The organism is Aeromonas sp. R3-1, from assembly GCF_040908345.1.
Taxonomy (GTDB): Bacteria; Pseudomonadota; Gammaproteobacteria; order Enterobacterales; family Aeromonadaceae; genus Aeromonas; species Aeromonas veronii.
In genome coordinates, this window is sequence record NZ_JBFODN010000267.1 from 1 (window position 1) to 19,958 (window position 19,958).

At 56.0% G+C, this 19,958-nt stretch carries 18 protein-coding genes, 1 other RNA gene and 1 pseudogene; 12 read left to right on the top strand and 8 right to left on the bottom strand.

Going from position 1 to position 19,958, the window contains the following annotated elements; translation table 11 throughout:
- Nucleotides 1-33: 33 nt before the first annotated feature.
- Nucleotides 34-1,461 (bottom strand): 30S ribosomal protein S12 methylthiotransferase RimO, encoded by a 1,428-nt coding sequence (rimO, locus tag AB5Y85_RS18675; RefSeq protein WP_257687414.1) that lies wholly within the window; start codon nt 1,459-1,461, stop codon nt 34-36.
- Between the two features lie 604 nt (nt 1,462-2,065).
- On the opposite strand from rimO, the gene kduI reads away from it, so the two are divergent.
- The 3 genes from kduI to AB5Y85_RS18690 all read left to right on the top strand — a co-directional run bounded on the left by kduI (nt 2,066) and on the right by AB5Y85_RS18690 (nt 4,338).
- Nucleotides 2,066-2,902 (top strand): 5-dehydro-4-deoxy-D-glucuronate isomerase, encoded by an 837-nt coding sequence (gene kduI, locus AB5Y85_RS18680; RefSeq protein WP_042020308.1) that lies wholly within the window; start codon nt 2,066-2,068, stop codon nt 2,900-2,902.
- Nucleotides 2,903-2,985: 83 nt separating this feature from the next.
- Nucleotides 2,986-3,747, top strand: coding sequence for a 2-dehydro-3-deoxy-D-gluconate 5-dehydrogenase KduD (kduD, locus tag AB5Y85_RS18685; RefSeq protein ID WP_047438483.1), 762 nt, complete (start codon nt 2,986-2,988; stop codon nt 3,745-3,747).
- 9 nt (nt 3,748-3,756) lie between these two features.
- The gene (locus AB5Y85_RS18690) at nt 3,757-4,338 is read left to right on the top strand and encodes a YgjV family protein (RefSeq protein WP_231560924.1); all 582 of its coding nucleotides are present in this window, start codon (nt 3,757-3,759) and stop codon (nt 4,336-4,338) included.
- Nucleotides 4,339-4,408: 70 nt separating this feature from the next.
- Here the strand turns inward: AB5Y85_RS18690 and kdgR are convergent, their stop codons facing one another.
- A complete protein-coding gene (gene kdgR / locus AB5Y85_RS18695) occupies nt 4,409-5,203 on the bottom strand; it encodes a DNA-binding transcriptional regulator KdgR (RefSeq protein ID WP_257687415.1) in 795 nt (264 codons plus the stop codon).
- Nucleotides 5,204-5,452: 249 nt separating this feature from the next.
- Between kdgR and AB5Y85_RS18700 the strand changes: the two genes are divergently transcribed.
- The 4 genes from AB5Y85_RS18700 to kdgT all read left to right on the top strand — a co-directional run bounded on the left by AB5Y85_RS18700 (nt 5,453) and on the right by kdgT (nt 8,683).
- Nucleotides 5,453-6,412: a sugar kinase gene (locus tag AB5Y85_RS18700; protein ID WP_052200057.1), complete on the top strand. Its 960-nt coding sequence runs from the start codon at nt 5,453-5,455 to the stop codon at nt 6,410-6,412.
- Nucleotides 6,396-7,016 carry a bifunctional 4-hydroxy-2-oxoglutarate aldolase/2-dehydro-3-deoxy-phosphogluconate aldolase gene (locus tag AB5Y85_RS18705; RefSeq protein ID WP_047438488.1) on the top strand — a complete coding sequence of 207 codons (621 nt, stop codon included), beginning with the start codon at nt 6,396-6,398 and terminating at the stop codon, nt 7,014-7,016. The genes AB5Y85_RS18700 and AB5Y85_RS18705 overlap by 17 nt, the downstream gene beginning before the upstream one ends.
- Before the next feature lie 134 nt (nt 7,017-7,150).
- On the top strand, nt 7,151-7,624 hold the full coding sequence (locus AB5Y85_RS18710) for a YhcH/YjgK/YiaL family protein (RefSeq protein ID WP_047438490.1): 474 nt from the start codon (nt 7,151-7,153) through the stop codon (nt 7,622-7,624).
- A 63-nt stretch (nt 7,625-7,687) separates the two neighbouring features.
- Nucleotides 7,688-8,683, top strand: coding sequence for a 2-keto-3-deoxygluconate transporter (kdgT, locus tag AB5Y85_RS18715; RefSeq protein WP_047438492.1), 996 nt, complete (start codon nt 7,688-7,690; stop codon nt 8,681-8,683).
- 412 nt (nt 8,684-9,095) lie between these two features.
- On the opposite strand, the pseudogene AB5Y85_RS18720 reads toward kdgT, so the two are convergent.
- From AB5Y85_RS18720 to smpB, 3 genes and pseudogenes are all read right to left on the bottom strand, one after another.
- A pseudogene (locus AB5Y85_RS18720) lies at nt 9,096-10,394 on the bottom strand (integrase domain-containing protein).
- Between the two features lie 171 nt (nt 10,395-10,565).
- Nucleotides 10,566-10,925, bottom strand: a transfer-messenger RNA (tmRNA) gene (ssrA, locus tag AB5Y85_RS18725).
- Nucleotides 10,926-11,091: 166 nt separating this feature from the next.
- Nucleotides 11,092-11,580 (bottom strand): SsrA-binding protein SmpB, encoded by a 489-nt coding sequence (gene smpB / locus AB5Y85_RS18730; RefSeq protein ID WP_005334498.1) that lies wholly within the window; start codon nt 11,578-11,580, stop codon nt 11,092-11,094.
- Nucleotides 11,581-11,749: 169 nt separating this feature from the next.
- Between smpB and AB5Y85_RS18735 the strand changes: the two genes are divergently transcribed.
- Nucleotides 11,750-12,184, top strand: a complete 435-nt coding sequence (locus AB5Y85_RS18735; RefSeq protein WP_005334496.1) for an SRPBCC family protein — start codon at nt 11,750-11,752, stop codon at nt 12,182-12,184.
- Nucleotides 12,177-12,524 (top strand): RnfH family protein, encoded by a 348-nt coding sequence (locus tag AB5Y85_RS18740; RefSeq protein WP_257123361.1) that lies wholly within the window; start codon nt 12,177-12,179, stop codon nt 12,522-12,524. Before AB5Y85_RS18735 ends, AB5Y85_RS18740 begins: the two co-directional genes overlap by 8 nt.
- An 81-nt stretch (nt 12,525-12,605) precedes the next feature.
- Here AB5Y85_RS18740 and AB5Y85_RS18745 read toward each other — a convergent pair whose 3' ends face one another.
- Together AB5Y85_RS18745 and fadE are read right to left on the bottom strand one after the other, a co-directional pair.
- A complete protein-coding gene (locus AB5Y85_RS18745; protein ID WP_257687416.1) occupies nt 12,606-13,880 on the bottom strand; it encodes an amidohydrolase in 1,275 nt (424 codons plus the stop codon).
- Nucleotides 13,881-14,059: 179 nt separating this feature from the next.
- The gene (gene fadE / locus AB5Y85_RS18750; protein ID WP_257687417.1) at nt 14,060-16,516 is read right to left on the bottom strand and encodes an acyl-CoA dehydrogenase FadE; all 2,457 of its coding nucleotides are present in this window, start codon (nt 16,514-16,516) and stop codon (nt 14,060-14,062) included.
- A gap of 254 nt (nt 16,517-16,770) precedes the next feature.
- Between fadE and lpcA the strand changes: the two genes are divergently transcribed.
- From lpcA to AB5Y85_RS18765, 3 genes are all read left to right on the top strand, one after another.
- Nucleotides 16,771-17,349, top strand: coding sequence for a D-sedoheptulose 7-phosphate isomerase (lpcA, locus tag AB5Y85_RS18755; protein WP_005334485.1), 579 nt, complete (start codon nt 16,771-16,773; stop codon nt 17,347-17,349).
- Between the two features lie 164 nt (nt 17,350-17,513).
- Complete coding sequence (locus tag AB5Y85_RS18760; protein ID WP_257687418.1) at nt 17,514-18,323, top strand: class II glutamine amidotransferase; 810 nt, start codon at nt 17,514-17,516, stop codon at nt 18,321-18,323.
- A gap of 291 nt (nt 18,324-18,614) precedes the next feature.
- Nucleotides 18,615-18,950, top strand: coding sequence for an Hpt domain-containing protein (locus tag AB5Y85_RS18765; protein WP_005353511.1), 336 nt, complete (start codon nt 18,615-18,617; stop codon nt 18,948-18,950).
- Between the two features lie 39 nt (nt 18,951-18,989).
- Here AB5Y85_RS18765 and yvcK read toward each other — a convergent pair whose 3' ends face one another.
- Entirely contained in the window at nt 18,990-19,904 is a 915-nt protein-coding gene (gene yvcK / locus AB5Y85_RS18770; RefSeq protein ID WP_257687419.1) for a uridine diphosphate-N-acetylglucosamine-binding protein YvcK, read from the bottom strand.
- Nucleotides 19,905-19,958 lie beyond the last annotated feature (54 nt).

Sequence of the window (19,958 nt, forward strand, 5' to 3'; positions counted from 1 at the left end):
GGCGCTTTTTTCATTTGGCCGGTAGAGCCTCAATTAGCTGATCAGGCTGGCCCACAGGTCATATTCGTCGGATTCGTCGATCCGTACCTTGACCATGTCCCCCGGCTTGAGGCCGGTTTCGCCGTTGAGGTAGACCAGACCGTCGATCTCCGGCGCATCGGCGAAGGAGCGGCCAGTGGCGCCCTCTTCGTCCACCTCGTCGATGATAACGGTCATCTCCTGACCCACTTTGCGGGCCAGCTTGCGGATGGAGACCTGCTGTTGCAGCTCCATAAAGCGCTGGAAGCGCTCTTCCTGCACCTCTTCCGGTACCGGATCCGGCAGCTCGTTGGCCAGCGCCCCTTCGACCGGGCTGTATTTGAAGCAGCCGACGCGATCCAGCTCTGCCTTGTCGATAAAGTCCAGCAACATCTGGAAATCTTCCTCGGTCTCGCCCGGGAAGCCGACGATAAAGGTGGAGCGCAGGGTGATCTGCGGGCAGATCTCGCGCCACTTCTGGATCCGCTCCAAGGTGCGCTCGACGGTACCCGGGCGCTTCATCAGTTTGAGGATGCGCGGGCTGGCGTGCTGCAACGGAATATCGAGGTAGGGCAGTACCTTACCATCACGCATCAGCGGGATAACGTCATCCACGTGCGGGTAGGGGTAGACGTAGTGCAGGCGCACCCAGATGTCGAGCTTGGCCAGCTCTTCGCACAGGGCGACCATGCTGGTCTTGACCGGCATGCCGTCGTAGAAACCGGTGCGGTGCTTCACATCGACGCCGTAGGCGGAGGTGTCCTGGGAGATCACCAGCAGCTCCTTCACGCCAGCCTCTTTCAGGCGCTTGGCTTCGGCCAGCACGTCGCCGATGGGGCGGCTCACCAGATCCCCGCGCATGGAGGGGATGATGCAGAAGGTGCAGCGGTGGTTGCAGCCCTCGGAAATCTTCAGATAGGCGTAGTGACGCGGGGTCAGCTTGACGCCGTGGGCTGGTACCAGACTGGTGAAGGGGTTGTGCTGCGGCTTCTCCACATATTTGTGGACGTGACCCAGTACCTCTTCATAGGCGTGGGGGCCGGTGATCTCGAGCACCTTGGGGTGGATCTCGCGGATCTGATTCTCTTTGGCGCCAAGGCAGCCGGTGACGATCACCTTGCCGTTCTCGGCCAGCGCTTCGCCGATCGCTTCGAGCGACTCCTGCACGGCACTGTCGATAAAGCCACAGGTGTTGACGACGACCAGCTCGGCATCGTCATAGCTGGGCACCACATCGTACCCTTCGGTACGCAGCTGGGTCAGGATGCGTTCTGAATCGACCAGGTTTTTGGGGCATCCCAAGCTCACAAAACCAATCCTTGGGTGGTGAGACCTAATAATGCTGGAAGTCGCTTGTTGGACAGGGTGGTCGTCCGATGGCTGAACCCGCGTAGTTGCAGGCGTCAGGCTCTCTGAGCTGGGGTCAAAACGGTTGACGGTCATAGGGGGTCGCTGGTCACTGATGCAAAAAAAGATGGCGGATTATACCTGATGAGCAGGAAAGAGGAAGAACATGACTGGGTGTTTTTTAATCTACTTTTCCAGAGACTCATGGCTATTTCTAATATTTTTACGGGGGGAGTTGGGGAGAGGTAGGCGAGTGCCTGATGAGCCAGACTGAAAACTCACCACAATGTTGCCTTGTTCTGGGCTGCATTATACGCGTCAACCATAAACAAATGAGTCTATCCTCCAACTCCAAAGTGGGGCTTGTACAAAACTCACTCGCCATCATCTTGGTACCCAAGAATCACCCGGATGGCACGAAGAAGGGTTCACTTTACAAAGAGAACTCAGCTCAGGGATGACTCATGTGCTCTCAGCAGCTATTTCCATCCCCATATCGCTACTACTTACCGACTTGCCTTTGTGGCCTGACAAACACCCGAAGTGTCAGTTTCCCGGAATTAGCTCAAAATCACAAAATTAAAACAACGTTTCATTTTTAAATTGATGGCGCTTCCATTTATTGGTATCGTGCGTTCCATAAAGTAAAGCGTAAGTACGCAGTCATTGATGCCGTAAAGGCCCTGAATTGAGGTTCATTATGCAAATTCGTCAAAGCATCCATAGCGACCATGCCAAGCAACTTGATACTCAGGGCCTGCGCCGTGAGTTTCTGGTTGAGGAGATCTTCACCCCGAACAAGCTGACCATGACCTACAGCCACATCGATCGCATCGTGTTCGGTGGCATGATGCCGGTTAACGGTCCGCTTGGCTTCTCAGACGAGCTAGGTAAGACCTTTGGTGTCAGCTATTTCCTCGAACGTCGCGAGCTTGGGCTTATCAACATCGGTGGCCCCGGTGTGGTTACTGTGGATGGAACCACCTTTGAAGTCGGTAATGCCGAAGCGCTTTACGTGGGACAGGGCGCTAGGGAGCTAAGTTTTGCCAGCGTCGATGCCTCGCAACCGGCCAAGTTTTACTACAACAGTGCTCCGGCCCACATGCATTTCCCGACCCGCAAAGTCACCAAGGAGCAGGCTTCCCCCAGCACTATCGGTGACGCGTCTACCAGCAACCGTCGCACCATCTACAAATACCTAGTGCCGGATGTACTGCCGACCTGTCAATTGGTAATGGGCATGACCCAGCTGGAGGAAGGTAGTTTGTGGAACACCATGCCTTGCCACACTCATGAGCGTCGTATGGAGGTCTACTTCTACTTCAACATGAAAGAGGATGCGGCTGTATTCCACATGATGGGCAAGCCTGACGAGACTCGCCATTTGCTGATCCACAACGAGCAGGCAGTGATCTCGCCAAGTTGGTCCATTCACTCCGGGGTAGGTACCCAGGCTTATACCTTTATCTGGGGCATGGTCGGCGAGAATCAGGTGTTCGGTGACATGGATCATGTTGCCATCGAGGATCTGCGTTAATTCCCTTTATGTCCGGGCCCGCTTCAGATGGCCGCATCACCACCATCAAGACTGTCACGCTGGGTGGCAGCAGAGGAAATAAGATGATTCTCAATGCATTCGATTTGAAGGGTAAGATTGCCATCGTGACCGGTTGCGATACCGGTCTGGGTCAGGGTATGGCGTTGGGCCTGGCTCAGGCAGGCTGTGACATCGTTGGTGTCAACATTGTCGAGCCTACCGATACCATTGCCAAGGTCGAGGCCATTGGCCGCCAGTTCCTTAGCCTCAAGGCCGATGTCAGCAAGGTGGATACCTTACCAGGACTGGTGGATCAGGCCGTCTCCCGGTTTGGTCGGGTCGACATCCTAGTCAACAACGCTGGCATCATTCGCCGCGAAGACGCCATCAACTTCAACGAGAAGGACTGGGATGATGTGATGAACATCAACATCAAGAGTGTCTTCTTCATGTCCCAGGCAGTCGCGAAGCAGTTTATCGCTCAGGGCCTGGGTGGCAAGATCATCAATATTGCCTCCATGCTCTCGTATCAGGGTGGGATCAGAGTGCCTTCCTACACAGCCTCCAAGAGCGGCGTGATGGGGATCACCCGCCTGCTGGCCAATGAATGGGCAAGCCAAGGTATCAACGTTAACGCCATTGCTCCCGGTTACATGGCCACCAACAATACGACAGCTCTGCGTGCAGATGAGGATCGCAATGCTGCCATTCTGGAACGGATCCCGGCCGGACGTTGGGGTGTACCCGATGACATGATGGGCCCGGCAGTCTTCCTTGCCTCTGCGGCTTCCGACTACATCAATGGCTACACAATCGCTGTGGATGGTGGCTGGTTGGCCCGCTGATCTCTTAAGATGCAACAAGGCGCCAATGGCGCCTTTTTTGTTCAATCCTGTTACGGAATTTACCCTATGCATCTTGATGCACCTTGGCTGGCCCAGCTCCTTGGGTTGCTGGCTTGCGCTATCGGTGCCACCGCTTTTTTGCAACACCAGGATCAGAAATTGCGGCGGCACCTGACCCTTAATGGGGTACTTTTGGCTCTGCATTTTATGATGCTCGGTGCGACGGTCGCCGCCATAAACTGCCTGCTGTGTGCAGTCCGCACGTGGGTTTCCGGGTACCACCGAACGTTAAGTGTCATGTGGAGCGTTATTGTGTTGGTTTGGGTGCTGGTGCTTCCTCAGCTGGAACACCCCATGCAATTGCTCACCCTGACGGGGACCACGTTGAGTACCTATGCCCTGTTCAGATTGGATGGACTACCACTGCGAGGGTGCATGCTGGTCAGCAGTCTCTGTTGGGTTGTACACAACCTCTGGGCTGGTTCGATTGGCGGGAGTCTGTTAGAGGGGATGTTCTTCGTCATCAATGGCTACACCATGGTTTCCCTCTACCGACACCAAGGTGTAGCGCCGCTCGGTCGGGTTCGATAACCGGGAGCATTGAGTGGATGCCTGACTGGTATCCACTCATATGATGAGGCTAAGTAAGGCGCTTACACTCTCAGTTTGAGGTAAAGGGATAGTCGTGATAGCCAAGCTCCGCCGAAATGCGGGCAGCAGCTTCATGTAGCAAACTAACAAGTTCGGCACGTTTGCTTTCTTCAAAACGGACTATCGGTAGTGACAAAGAGAGCCCGGTGATGATGCGCCCCATCCGGTTGTAGATAGGCACACCGAAGCAACGCAGCCCGTTCTCATTTTCTTCATTGTCTTCCGCATAGCCTTGCTCGCGCACCTGTGCCAGCTCCGCCAACAGGGCATCAACATTAGCCAGGGTATGCTCGGTTAAGCGCTCAAACGTTACTCCGGCCAACATGCTCCGCACCTCTTCTTCTGGTAGCCAAGCCATCATTACCTTGCCAAGTGCGGTGCTGTAGAGTGGGCAGCGGCGACCGATACGGGAGTACATACGCAGATTGTATTCGGAGTCGATCTTGTGCAGATAGACGACACTGTTTTCATCGAGTGCCCCTAGGTGCAGCGTTTCTTTGGTCAACTTACCCAACCGGTACATCTGGACATCAGCGATTTGGATCAAATCCTGGTGCTCCAGCGCTCTTCCACCCAGTTCGAAAAGCTTCAGACTAAGGGTGTACTTGTCAGTCTCCCCTTCCTGATTGACATAACCAAGCGTCTTCATTGTCTGCAAAAAACGATAAACAGTGCTTTTTGACATCATGATCCGCTGGGACAGCTCAGTCACTCCGATATCTTTTTGTTCACTCAAGGCCTGCAAGATACCGAACACTTTCAGTACTGACGAGACCGAATCCGGTGAGTTATCTACCGCTGACATCTATATCCCCTTATAAAATCTATCGTTTCATTATATTTGAAACAAGCGCGCAATCATAGCCAAGGTCGCAGCTACCTTACCTGATTACGGTATCAAACAGAACCATTTAAAACGCTTCTCACGCCGGGCATCCTCCTCAGGCTGAAGAACCTTTGCGTTCCGTCACAATTTAATGAAATGGTGTTTCAATTCATTTGATAGTTTCGTTTCATTAAATAGAATGGACCCATCATAAAAGTGGGAGGACATATGGCTATCAAGGTTGCCGTCATTGGCGAATGCATGATCGAGCTATCGGAGAGCAAGGTGAACATCGTCCGCCATTTCGGTGGAGATACGCTCAACACGGCTGTCTATCTGGCACGATCCAACACTGAGCTGGCCGTACACTATGTGACCGCAATGGGAACCGATGCCATCAGCAATACCATGTTGCAGCAGTGGCAACAGGAAGGTGTCCATACCGATCTGGTGCAGCGTTTTGCTCACAAATTGCCTGGTCTCTACCTCATTGAAACTGACGAGCACGGCGAGCGGACCTTCCATTACTGGCGCAGCGATGCGGCTGCCCGTTACTGGTTGCAAGGCGATGAAGCGGAGCATATCTGCCAGCAATTGCACGAGTTCGACTACATCTATTTGAGTGGTATCAGCCTAGCCATCCTGTCCCAAGCGGACAGGGAAACCCTGCTGCAACGTCTTGCCGAGTGTCGCGCTGCCGGGGTGAAGATCGCCTTTGACAACAACTATCGGCCACGCCTTTGGGAAAGCCGCGAAGCGGCACAGCAGGCCTATCACGCCATGCTGACGCTGACTGACCTTGCTTTCCTGACACTCGATGACGAATACGCCTTGTGGGGAGATAGCCAGGTTGAGCAGACGCTGGCGCGGACTCAGACCCTCGGAGTCAGTGAAATAGTTGTCAAACGCGGTGCAGATTCCTGCCTCATCGTGCAGGACGAACGGTGCAATGAAGTACCCGCCGTGTCACTGGCACAGACGCAGGTGATAGACACTACGGCGGCTGGTGACTCGTTCAGCGCAGGTTACCTTGCCAAACGACTGGCCAACGCCTCGGTAAACGACTCAGCACACTATGCCCATCGACTGGCGAGCACTGTTATTCAGCATCGCGGCGCCATCATCCCTTTGCTGGCGATGCCAGCCACCACCAATGCCAGTGAGGAATCCCATGTCAGTATTGCTTGAACAACTGTCCAGCCTGAAGATCATCCCCGTCATCGCTATCAAGAATGCTGATGATGCAGTGGCCCTTGGTCAGGCTTTGATGGACAACGGCATGCCGAGTGCGGAAATCACCTTCCGCACACCCGCTGCGGCCGATGCCATCCGTCAACTGCGAGCAGCCTTCCCCAACATGACCATCGGGGCGGGGACCGTGCTCACTACAGCCCAAGTGGATCAGGCTATAGAAGCAGGGGTGGATTTCATCGTCAGCCCAGGACTCAATCCACGGATCGTTCAGTATTGCCAGGCGCGAGGCGTGCCTATCATCCCTGGAGTCAATAATCCCAGCTTGGTTGAGCAAGCAATGGAGCTTGGCCTGCATACACTCAAGTTCTTCCCGGCAGAGGCTTCCGGCGGGCTGGCCATGCTCAAGGCACTAAGCGCCGTCTATCCCGTTACTTTTATGCCTACCGGCGGTATCAGCCCGAGTAATGTGAAGGATTATCTGGCCCAAGGGGCAGTGTTTGCCTGCGGCGGTACCTGGATGGTCCCAGCTGAGCTCATCGAGCGGCGGGAGTGGGACAAGATTGGCTCGCTTGCACGGGATGCCATGGCGGCACTTTAAACCTCATTCGGGCCTGGTGGCCGGGCCCATACCACAAATACGTAACGATAACTCCGATCTGACTCGCTCGATAGACGGGCTCGCCTGCCTGTAACGACGATCAAGACGGACAACGCGACAAGGAAATTCGGCTCATGATCATCGGTAATATAAATCAACTCGCAATGGCGATGTTACCCACTCCATTATTGCAGCTTTTACAAAGAGAAGAGTGCTCCCATCAGCATTTGCTGAGCCAGCAGGCTGGAAAATTCGACATAATCGAGAATGACGTTTTTTATCTTATTTCAAGCCCAACCACTGCTCCTGAAAACTGCTTGAAAAGTGAATTTCATGATCAGTTTATCGATATACAAATACTGTTGTGTGGTCAAGAGGTAATTGCTACCAGTGCAGCCATTACCTCTCCACATTCATATCAGGAAACCAAGCCTGACTTGATCTTCATTGACCAAGATGAAATTACCAATCGGATACTACTTGGAACGGGTGATTTTGCCATTTTTTATCCGGGTGAAGTTCATCGTCCGACTTGCCAAGTAAATACATCGAAAAAGATAAAAAAAGCCGTGTTCAAGGTCAGCAAAACGTGGTTGGCCAATCAATAAAACTATTAAAAATACAGAATTGAAACTTTTTATGTTATTTCTTTTTTCATTATTGAGGTCTATATGAAAATCAAACAGACGTTGGATAAAATTCCGGGGGGGATCATGCTGATCCCGCTGCTTCTGGGTGCAACTTTGAATACATTTGCTCCCGGTACCGCAGAGTACTATGGTGGCTTCACCAAAGGGATCATCACAGGAACAGTGCCAATTTTGGCTGTTTGGTTCTTCTGTATCGGCGCTTCCATCAATCTCAAAGCCACCGGCACCGTGATCCGTAAATCCGGTGTACTGGTTGTCACCAAAATTGCGGTGGCCTGGTTGGTCGCCATACTGGCATCCCACCTGTTGCCTGAGCACGGGATTGAAGCTGGCTTACTCGCAGGTCTTTCAACCTTGGCTCTCGTCTCGGCTATGGATATGACTAACGGCGGTCTTTATGCCAGCCTGATGAACCAGTACGGCACCAAGGAAGAGTCTGGCGCGTTTGTGCTGATGTCTGTAGAGTCAGGTCCGTTGATGACCATGGTTATTCTGGGTGCAACAGGGTTGGCATCATTCCAAGGTCACCACTTTGTCGGTGCGATTCTGCCTTTCCTAATAGGCTTTGCCCTCGGCAACTTGGACCCTGATTTGAAGGAGTTTTTCAGCAAGGCTACTGGCACCCTAATCCCCTTCTTCGGGTTTGCATTGGGCAATACCATCAACTTCTCAGTCATTATCGATACCGGCCTGCTTGGTATTCTGCTGGGATTGGCAGTGATCGTGGTCACCGGTATTCCGCTCATTTTTGCTGACAAGTGGTTGGCTGGTGGTAATGGCACAGCTGGAGTCGCTGCCTCTTCCACCGCCGGAGCTGCCGTCGCTAACCCGATGATCATCGCCCAGATGAACCCTGCGTTTGCACCTGTGGCTCAATCTGCAACCGCGCTGGTTGCAACCTGTGTGATCGTAACGGCTGTGTTAGTACCTATCCTTACTGCTATTTACAGTAAGAGGTTCGCGATTAAAGAAAATATTATGGTTGACTCGGTGCAAGCTACATCACGCAGTGCCTAACATGACCATTTAACTGTAGCAAGTTTATTACTTATATAATAAAGCCTCTGACATACATCATGTCCGGGGCTTTATTTATTTTCGAGATATAGCGAAGGTGTAGCACTATTGGGATCAGTTATTTAGCCTGAATAGTCATCGGAGAGCTCATGTCGGAGGATATGTTAGCCGCTGCAATGTCATCGCGTAGGAATGAGATTTTGAACAATAAATTAGCAATCAGTGAGCGATTAGTTTCATGATTGGATAGTTCATAATCTGACAGATTAAACCTTTTCGGTAAGGGTTGGAGTTTTGTTGTTCTTCTCGTCATGCGCAGATCTCACACTATCAGCTTAAGTGGAGGGCAGAGTCAGACGGGCAAGGCTTTCCCGCTTTTCTCTCCGTCGAGATAGACCCGGTGGGATTCGGTTTATTCTTTGACCAGCTTGAGCGCCTTAGTGCCGTTCGCCAGAGACAGGCTTCCTTGGCTGGCATTCTCTATGTGGTCACTCCACCAGCCCATCATGATCACCCGCTGCTCAAAGTAGTCAGAGCGGTTGTAGGCGCGACGGATTTCGTTCTCATCGGTGTGGGATAGTGCGGCCTCAATGGCGTCAGGGTTGAAGCCCTGTTCGTTGAGCGTGGTACTCCCCAGCGAGCGCAAACCATGAGCCACTAGTCGCCCGCCATAACCAAGCCGTTTTAAGGCCGCATTGGCACTTTGGTCGTTGATGTGACCAAGCGGATCGCGGCGGCCAGGGAACACAAAAGGACGGTGGCCGCTGATCGGCTTCATGCGCTCCAGCAGAGAGATAGCTTGCGGGGTCAGAGGAACCCGGTGGGGGCGATCCATCTTCATCCGCTCAGCAGGGATATTCCAGACTTTGGCGTCAAGGTCGATCTCATCCCAACGGGTACCGGCTGATTCGCCCGGGCGCACCAAGGTATGCAGGCTCCATTCAATTTGGCAGCGCGTGGTCGGGTCTAACCGACCATTGGCAATGTCAGCCATCAAAAGCGGTAACTCGTCCGGTTTGAGAGGCGGCATGTGCTTTTTGGCTGGCTTCTTGAAAACCTTGCATATCGCTGAGCAGGGATTGGCATCGAGCAGGCCGTGGTTAACGCTATAGTCGAGGACTTCGTTAATCCGCTGACAAAGGCGGCGTACAGTCTCATGTTTGCCAGCTGCCTCCAGAGGGCGCAGCATCTAGATGACTTTGGGAGCACGGATCTGGTCGATGGGCATAGAACCGATGAAGGGCAACACATACAGCTCAAGAGAGCGCCACGAATCTGCGGCATAGGCTTCAGTTACATCATGGCGTTTGAGATCCAGCCACTTAGATGCCATGTGTTCAAAGGTGTTGGTGCTGGCTTCTTCCATGGCTTTGACCATGGCGGCCTGTTCTTCTTTGTGGAGCTTGGGATCAATGCCTTGGGCCAGCAGGGCGCGAGCCTTTCGCAGTAGTTCACGGGCTTGGCCAAGGGATACCTCTGGGTAAGTGCCAAAGCTCATGTTTGTGCGCTTATTGTCAGAAGGCTTTGAGTACTTGAAGGCCCAGAGCTTTGAACCCGCCGCACTGATCCTCAGTTCTAACCCATCACCATCGCGCAAGGTGGTCATCTGGCCTTTCGCCTTAGCGTCTTCGGATGGCTTGGCGTTTTTAACTTTTGGGTCGGTTAATCTGCAGTTACCTGTTTCGCGCCTCTTTTTCTCCACCGTGACCATAACGCTCCTTAGTACCATCGAATTGAGTACCACTAACCTTGTGGTACTAATTATAGTACTCGTGAAGCTGGTTTTAGGCGACCACTTCGACTTTGTCGGACAACAAAAAAACCGCAAGACGTTGAATCTTGCGGGTTTCTGTACTTCTTCGTTCCTTCTCGGAACAATATTTGGTGGAGCTGGGGGGATTTGAACCCCCGTCCAAAATTACTACATCCTTGGCACTACATGCTTAGTCACTCTTTGCATTCGCCAACCCGCTGCGGAGAGACACGCCACGAATTGACTAGCTCGATTGGTTTTAATGCTTCCGCCCCGAGCAGGACTTCCACACGATCCTGTGAAGGATGACCTTCCAATTCCCTAGGACACAGGCAAGCTAGGGTAGAAGGGCTCTATGCAGGTTATTAAGCTGCTAGTGCGTAGTTTTCGTCGTTTGCGACTATTTTTTTGCGGTTTATTAACGAGGCCTACCGCACCTCGGCATGCACCTTGGGTTTCGTGAATCTTGTCGAATCCAGAATCAGCCCCAAGTTGTTAATTGCGATTGTACGCAAAAATGCTGTCATAGCAAGGCGTTGATACCCATTCCCTCTGGCAGCCAGTCTGTTTGCCGATTTATTGTACGCAGCTGAGCCTGAAGAGCCAGCCGCGCCGGGGGAAGGTGAACTGGCGTTCTGATCCTGCCAGTCGCAGGTTAGCCGCGATGCTTGTTCTTCATGATGCGGGCTTTCTCCCGATCCCATTCGCGGGCCTTGGTATCTTCGCGCTTGTCGTGCTCTTTCTTGCCCTTCACCAGGCCGATCTCGACCTTGACCCAGCACTGTTTCCAGTAGAGGGCGAGGGGAACTATGGTGTAGCCCTGACGGGCAATCAGGCTTTCGAGCTTGTCGAGTTCACGACGGCTCAGCAGCAGTTTGCGGGTGCGGGTCGGGTCACATACCACATGGCTGGAGGCCGCTTGCAGTGGCAGGAAGCTGGAGCCGAACAGATAGGCCTCGCCATCGCGGAAGATGACATAGGCTTCGCTGATGTTGGCCTTGCCCGCCCGCAGGGATTTGACTTCCCACCCTTGCAGGGACAGACCCGCTTCGATCTTCTCTTCGATGAAGTATTCGTGGCGCGCGGTTCTGTTGAGTGCAATGGTGCTGGACCCGGCTTTGTTTTTACTGTTTTTTTTGCTCATGACGGGCGATTTCCGGCAATGACTAGGAGGCTCGTATTATACGTAGGCAGGGGCGGCTGTAAAACGCGCAGCAGGTCAAGTGGTGGCTTTCTGAGCGGTTTGGCTGAGGTTTTACCTCCACAACCCCAAACATGGTGATAAAATCGCGCCGATTGGATGAGGAAAAGCCATGCCCCGAATTACGCGCAGTGCCCTGGTGATGTTCAGTGCAGAACAGATGTTCAAGTTGGTTAACGATGTGGATGCCTATCCGCAGTTTTTGCCCGGCTGTGTCGGCAGCCGTGTCCACGAGGCTGGCGATGACTACATGATGGCGTCGGTCGATGTGGCCAAGGCGGGGATTGCCAAGACCTTTACTACCCGCAATCAGCTGGATGTGAACCGCCAGATCAGGATGGAGCTGGTGGATGGCCCGTTCCGCAAGCTGGCGGGCTGGTGGACCTTTACTCCGCTCGATGTGGATGCCTGCAAGGTGGAGTTTGATCTCGATTTCGAGTTTACCTCCAAGCTTATCGAGGTTGCCTTTGGTCAGGTATTCCGCGATCTGGTGAGCTCCATGGTCTCCGCCTTCTCCAACCGGGCGAAGGAGGTCTACGGTGTCTGACCAGCTCAATATCGAGGTTGTCTATGCCTTGCCGCAGCAGCAGACGGTGATTGCCCTGCGGGTGGCGCCCGAGACTAGCGTGCTGGCGGCCATCGAGCAGTCCGGCATCGTGCAAAAGCACCCCGAGATCGATCTGGCGGTCAACAAGTTCGGCATCTACAGCCGACCGGTGAAAGGGAGCGAGCCGCTGCACGACGGCGATCGTATCGAGATCTACCGTCCGCTCATCGCCGATCCCCGCGAGATGCGCAAAAAGCGGGCCGAGAAGGCCAAAGAGGAGGGGAGAGCCGATAGCGTGACCGGTGGCCGCCCCGATGTGCATCGCAAGCTCCGCGAGTAGCGCTCAGGTTTTTCTTGCAGAAAAAAGGCGCCGAGGCGCCTTTTTTTGATCCCGTTAGCCGGTGAGCTGGCCGAGGGGATATCAAGAGAGGGTTGCTTCTACCACACCCAGCCGTGCGCGTGTCCAAGCTGCCAGCAGCTCGACCCCGCTTTGCATCACCCTCTCATCGAAATCGAATTCGTTGTGATGGTGCGGCGCCGCCAGATCGGCCCCCAGGATGAGGTAAGCCGCTTCGCCCCCCTGCTTTTGCACCCGCTCCATCAGAAAACCGGCATCTTCGCTGGCGCCAAAGCGGCGAGTCTGGATAGTGGCGAGCCCCTGCTTGCGGGCCAGCGCCGCCAGCTCGGCCTGCAGGGCCGGGCTGTTGTCGAGCGCAATGGCCTCACCCTGCTTGATGATGCGATAGGTGACACCGTGGGCGAGGGCGGTACCTTCGACGATGCGCTGTACCTGACTGAACATGTAGTCGTTGAGCGCGCTGTCGGCGCCGCGGGTCTCACCGCGCAGCTCGGCATGATCGGGGATGACGTTGCGGCCGCTGCCAGCGTGAAGCTGGCCAACGTTGATGCGGGTCATGCCGTCGCGGTGGCGGGGAATGCCGAGCATGGCGGTGGTGGCCATGCAGGCGGCTGCCAGCGCATTGTTGCCAGCGTTGGGCTCGAGCCCTGCATGGGCGGCGGTGCCCATAAAGTGGACGTCGAACTTGGTGGAGCAGAGAAACTCGGTGGGGTTGATCACCAGCTCGCCGCTGCCAGCGTGAATACCGATATGGAGCGAAAGCAGGGCATCCACGTCATCGAGTGCACCACCGGCAGCCAGCGCCTTGCCACCGCGGCACCCCTCTTCGGCCGGCTGGAAGAAGAGCTTGATACGGCCGCACAGCTGCTCTTTCATCGCCATCAGGCTGCTGGCCAGCCCCATGCCGATGGCGGTGTGGCCATCGTGAGCGCAGGCGTGCATCCACCCCTTGTTGTGGGAGGCAAAACCCTCCTGCTGCGGTTGGTGTTGTTCAGCGTCGGACTCTTCCACCTCCACCGCGTCGATATCGAAGCGAAAGGCCAGGGTCGGACCGGGACGGCCGGTATCCAGCTCTCCCATCAGGCCAGTGACATCGCCGATCCGCTCCAGCCAGTCGGGATGGGCTCCCTGACGACGGGCGCGAGCCTTCTCGGCCGCCACATCCACATCACGCCCCATCATCAGATTGCTGGCCAGCAGTTTGTCGCCAAGCACAATGCGATAACCGAGCTCGCTCAGGTGGTGGGCAATCAGGCTGGTGGTGCGAAACTCTTTCCAGGCGGCTTCCGGCAGGCGGTGCAGGTCGCGGCGCCACAGGATCAGGTGCTCAAGGGTCATCTTGGCTTCCTTGGTGATTCGATTTGTCGGCTATTGTGCCTTTTTTCCCGGCTGACCACACGGGGGCTGCAGCTGGTCGGGGGGGCTGTGCGTGCGAGTGGTGGCTGTTCGGGCCGTGAATAGTGGTGAACGCCCATAAAAAACGCCTCCACAAGGGAGGCGTTGTCGATAGTTGGTTATCAGGCTGCGTGATGGTAAGCGGAGGCTTCAAACAGCTTCTTGTTGGCCACCAGATCGATGGGGTCAAAATCATCGACGTTGATGGTGCGCAGGCGACTTACTTCGGCGCGGCGCAGCAGCTCGGCTTCGCTCTGGGTCAGTACGCCAGCGGCCAGGCCCATGTCGGCCAGCTTGTCCAGTGCCATGAAGGGACGCTTGATACCATCGCTCTTGCAGACTTTCTCGAACAGCAGCTCGGCGGCCAGCACGTCATCGAGCGCCTGCTCCAGCAGACCGAAGGGGTTGCCCTCTTCGCGAGTCAGGTATTGGCCCTTGGCCAGGCGGCTGCGGGTCTCGCTCGGGGTTTGCAGCAGACGGGCCACTTGCTGGTCCAGCTTGTCGCACGGACGGTTCAGGTCACGACCCAGCGGCAGCACCACGGCGCGCAGGGCAAGGCCAATCCAGCGGTTCGGGAAGTTGCGCAGCAGCTCGTCGATCGCCTCTTGTGCCTTGAACATGGCATCTTGCAGTGCCCAGTGCAGCAGCGGCAGGTCGGCCTGCTGGCGTCCCTCGTCCTGATAGCGCTTGAGGGCGCTGGAGGCGAGATAGAGCTGGCTCAGCACGTCGCCAAGACGGGCGGAGACCCGCTCCTTGCGCTTGAGCTCGCCCCCCAGGGTGCCCATCGCCATGTCTGACAGGAACGCCAGGTTGGCCGAGAGGCGGGAGAGCTGCTGGTAGTAGCCCTTGGTCTGATCCTTGTAAGGGGCCGCGGCAAAGCGGGCGCCGGTGATACCGAGCCAGAAGCTTCGTACCAGGTTGCTGATGGCAAAGCCGACGTGGCTGAATACTGCCTTGTCGAAATCCTTCAGCGCCTGCTCCTTGTCGGGATGGCTGGCGGCCAGCATCTCCGGCAGTACATACGGGTGGCAACGGATGGCGCCCTGACCGTAGATGATCATGCTGCGGGTCAGGATGTTGGCCCCTTCCACCGTAACGGCGATGGGGGCACCCTGATAGCCACGGGCCAGATAGTTGTTGGGGCCCATGCAGATGGCCTTGCCGCCGTGGATGTCCATGGCATCGATGATGCACTTCTGGGCTCGGTCGGTGAGGTGGTATTTGACGATGGCGGAGATGACCGAGGGCTTCTCGCCAAGGTCGATACCTGTCACGGTCAGGTTGGCTGCGGCGCCCATGATGTAGGCGTTGCCGCCGATGCGGGCCAGCGGCTCTTCAATCCCTTCCATCTTGCCGATGGGCAGCTTGAACTGGCGACGGATGCGGCTGTAGGCGCCGCTCGCCAGGGCCAGCATCTTGACGCCGCCAGTGCTGTTGGAGGGCAAGGTGATGCCGCGACCGACCGACAGACACTCGACCAGCATGCGCCAGCCCTGACCGGCCATGGCCGGGCCACCGATGATGAAATCGAGCGGGACGAACACATCCTTGCCCTGGGTCGGACCGTTCTGGAACGGCACGTTGAGCGGGAAGTGGCGACGGCCAATGCCGACACCCTTGATGTGAGTCGGGATTAGCGCGCAGGTGATGCCGAGCTCTTCCTCTTCACCCAGCAGGTGCTCGGGGTCACGCAGTTTGAAGGCCAGACCCAGCACGGTAGCAATGGGGGCGAGCGTGATGTAGCGTTTGTTCCAGGTGAGGCGCATACCGAGCACCTCTTTGCCTTCCCACTCGCCCTTGCAGACGATACCGAAGTCGGGGATGGAACCGGCATCAGAACCCGCTTCCGGGCTGGTCAGGGCGAAGCAGGGGATCTCTTTGCCTACCGCCAGGCGGGGCAGGTAGTAATCTTTCTGCTCGTCAGTGCCATAGTGTTGCAGCAGTTCGCCCGGGCCCAGTGAGTTGGGCACGCCGACGGTGGAGGCGAGCACGGCGCTGGCACCGCACAGCTTTTGCAGGACACAGGACTGGGCGTAGGCCGAGAACTCCAGACCGCCATATTTCTTCTTGATGATCATGGCGAAGAACTTGTTGTCCTTCAGGTATTGCCACACCTCGGGGGAGAGATCCGCGCGCTCGTGGGTCACTTCCCAGTCGCTCACCATGCGGCACACTTCCTCGACCGGGCCATCCATAAAGGCCTGCTCTTCGGCAGAGAGGGCGCTGACCGGGATGGCGTGCAGTTTTTTCCAGTCCGGGTTGCCCGCGAACAGATCGGCTTCCCACCAGGTGGTGCCCGCTTCGATAGCCTCTTTCTCGGTGCGGGACATCTCCGGCATGATCGATTTGTAGATCTTGAACAGCGGCTTGGTTATTTGATTGCGGCGAAATTCCACCAGATTGAGCGGGATGGCGATCACCGCGAACAGCGCCCATACCAGCAAGGGCACATGACCATAGATGGCGCCAAGCACCAGGGCGGCGCCGGTGACCAGGGTGGAGATGAACAGGGATGCCCGGCGATAGGCCAGGGCTCCGATAACCAGGATCACCCCGAGCAGAGTGAGGGTCGTCGTCATTGCTTGCTCCTTGCGTGGTTAAGTTGCCAACGTGGCGTAACTGATCCAGAGGTCTGACCTGTTGGATATGGCCCCTGTTGTAATTCATACGCACAAAGTTATCAAGCTGTTTACATCTTCATTACCTTCTCTCTGTGATCCCCATAACGCTCACGCGCCGCCAGCACTGTGGCTCGCAGGGGGGCGACTGTGCGATTCGCTTGTGCGAGAATAGCCGCGATTTACACGCACACTAAAACAGTGGAAGAGACATCATGTACCAAGAATTGATCCGCAATGAACTGACCGAAGCTGCCAGCGTGCTGCAGGCCTTCCTGGCTGATGAGCAGAACCTGAAAAACATCGAAGCGGCCGCCAAACTGCTGGCTGACTCTTTCAAAGAAGAGGGCAAGGTGCTCTCTTGTGGCAACGGTGGCTCCCACTGTGACGCCATGCACTTTGCCGAGGAGCTGACCGGTCGTTACCGCGAGAACCGCCCGGGTTATGCCGGTATCGCCATCTCAGATCCGAGCCACCTCTCCTGCGTCTCCAACGATTTTGGCTATGACTATGTCTTCTCCCGCTATGTGGAAGCGGTCGGCCGTCGTGGCGACGTGCTGCTTGGCATCTCCACCAGCGGCAACTCCGGCAATATCCTGAAAGCCATCGAGGCGGCCCGCGCCAAAGGGATGAAAGTGATCGCCCTGACCGGCAAGGATGGCGGCAAGATGGCAGGTCTGGCGGATGTCGAGATCCGCGTGCCGCACTTTGGCTATGCCGACCGTATTCAGGAAGTGCACATCAAGGTGATCCACATCCTGATCCAGCTGGTCGAAAAAGAGATGGCCAAGTGATCAGGCCATAACTACCAGATAAGGGCTGCGTCGGTAGCATGGTTCGCCATCGATCGGTTATTGCCAGTCACAGGGGAAGGGATTGCGCCTTCCCCTGCTGTCTGTCGAACCAGCGTGCTGGTCGAACATGACACAAGCCAAATCATGAAAGGAGTCTGCCGGATATGTGCGAACTGCTCGGCATGAGTGCCAATGTGCCGACCGATATCTGCTTCAGCTTTACCGGGTTGATGCTGCGCGGCGGCAAGACCGGGCCCCACAAGGATGGCTGGGGGATCACCTTCTACGAGGGGAAGGGCTTTCGCACCTTCAAGGATCCCGAGCCCAGCGCCCAATCTCCCATCGCCAGACTGGTACAGGCGCTGCCCATCAAGAGCTGCGCCGTGGTCAGCCACATCCGGCAGGCCAACCGTGGCTGCGTGTCACTGGAAAATACCCACCCCTTTACCCGTGAGCTGTGGGGTCGTTACTGGACCTTCGCCCACAACGGTCAGCTCACCGGCTACAAGAAGCTGCCAACCGGCCGCCACCGGCCGGTGGGGGATACCGACAGCGAGCACGCCTTCTGCTGGTTGCTCGATCGGCTGGAGCAAAAATATCCCAAGCGTCCAGCCAACTTTCCCGCCATGTTTCGCTATCTCGCCACCCTGTGTGATGAGCTCAGGGGGTTGGGGGTGTTCAACATGCTGCTCTCGGACGGGGAGTATGTGATGAGCTACTGCAGCAACAACCTGCACTGGCTGACCCGCTGCGCGCCCTTTGGCGAGGCGAGCCTGCTGGATGAGGAGGTGGTGATCGACTTTCAAAGGGAGACCACCCCCAACGATGTGGTGACCCTGATCACCACCCGTCCGCTGACCGGCAATGAGAATTGGGTAAAAATGGCGCCCGGCGAATTCAATCTGTTTCGCATGGGGGAGCGGGTGGCGACCAATCAGGTCGCGCTTGAGCAAGATAAAAAAATACCAGGGTAGATACCTACCCTGGTTCTTCGCAGCAGCCATAAAAGGCAAAAGGGATGAGAGGTGTTGCTGAGCATCATCACTCTGACGGCATTGAGTGTTGATCAATTGTTAATTTGTGGCAATCAGATTGTTGTCTTGACGTGCATTTCAGCATCGCTATTTCGATATTGATCACATTTTTTGCCACTTTATTCCCTGAGCCATCCAATCGGGTGCTTCATCACTGCCTGGCCGTGAGCCACGACATCGAAAACTATCTATAGTATGGTCTGTTTGAATACCGTTCTGGAGGAGCCTCGCATGGAGTGGGTGGATCGCAAGGTGTTGCAGCAGCTGGCAGAGGATATCGGTCCGGATATGCTGCCCGTGGTCATCGCAGTCTTTATTGAAGAGGTGGGCGAGCAGCTGAGTCAGCTCAGGCCCCTCTATGAGCAGGGGGAGTGGGAGGCGCTGGCTCGGGTGGCGCACAGCATGAAATCATCCTGTGGCAGCTACGGCGCCATGCCGAGCTATCAGCAGGTGATGGCGCTGGAGATGGCCAGCAAGCAGGCCGATGTGGCCGAGGCAGAGCGCCAGTTGCAACTGCTGGAGGCCTCCTTGCCTCAAGTGCTCGCGTTTCTTGCCGATTATCAGTAACGGCGCCATGCAAGGATGCCGGGGCGCCGTGACCGTTGCCTAACGCTGGTTGAGCAGTTGCTGGATGATCCGGTCCAGCGCCAGTTTCAGCTTCAACCGATCGTGCCGATGGGGCAGCTCAAGCTCGCCCAGCTCGGCTTCGATCACACGCCCTTGCCAGTCCCCCGCATCACCCGCGCCCTGTGGGGTCAGGATGGCATCCAGCCGACCCTGACCGACCCGGGACTCCAGCCAGCGACACTGACTCATCAGATCCAGCTGGCTGGCAGGGCCGTTTTCTGCCACCAGATTGCAGACGAAAACCAGCATGGCGCTGCTCTCGTTGATGGCCTGGGCGATCTCGGCCAGCAGCAGTGGCGGCATGATGGAGGTGAGAAAACTGCCCGGCCCCAGAATGATCATGTCCGCCTGCTGAAGTGCCAGCACCGCTTCCCGGGTCGCTTGCACTTCCGGCATCAGGCCGAGGGAGAGGGGAGGGGTTGCCAGTTGATCGATGGATACCTCTCCCAGGATCTGGGTGCCACACTCCATATGGGCGCAGAGATCGGTGGGAAATTCAGACATGGGTAGCAATTGTGACTCGATTTTGAGCATGTCACTGATCAGCTTGATAGCATCAAGAGGACGGACACAGAGATTATCGAGCGCCAGCAGCATCAGGTTGCCAAGGTTGTGGCCCGCCAGCTCGCCTTTGCCGGTAAAGCGGTACTCGAACAACAGGCTGCCGATGCTGGGATCGGTCACCAGCTGGTTCAAGCAGTTGCGCAGATCGCCCCAGGCGATGCACTCCTGACTCTTGCGCAGGCGTCCGGTCGAGCCGCCATCATCTGTGGTGGTGACGATGCCGGTGAGCCGTTGACCGAGAAACGAGAGGGACGAAAGCACTCGTCCCATGCCGTGGCCACCACCGATGGCAACGACCCGATCGAAGTCATTGATGTTTTTTTGCCACATATGGGCGTCCTGTCATTGGTCTCAGTTGACCGCTATGTTAGCAAGCGAAGCGAG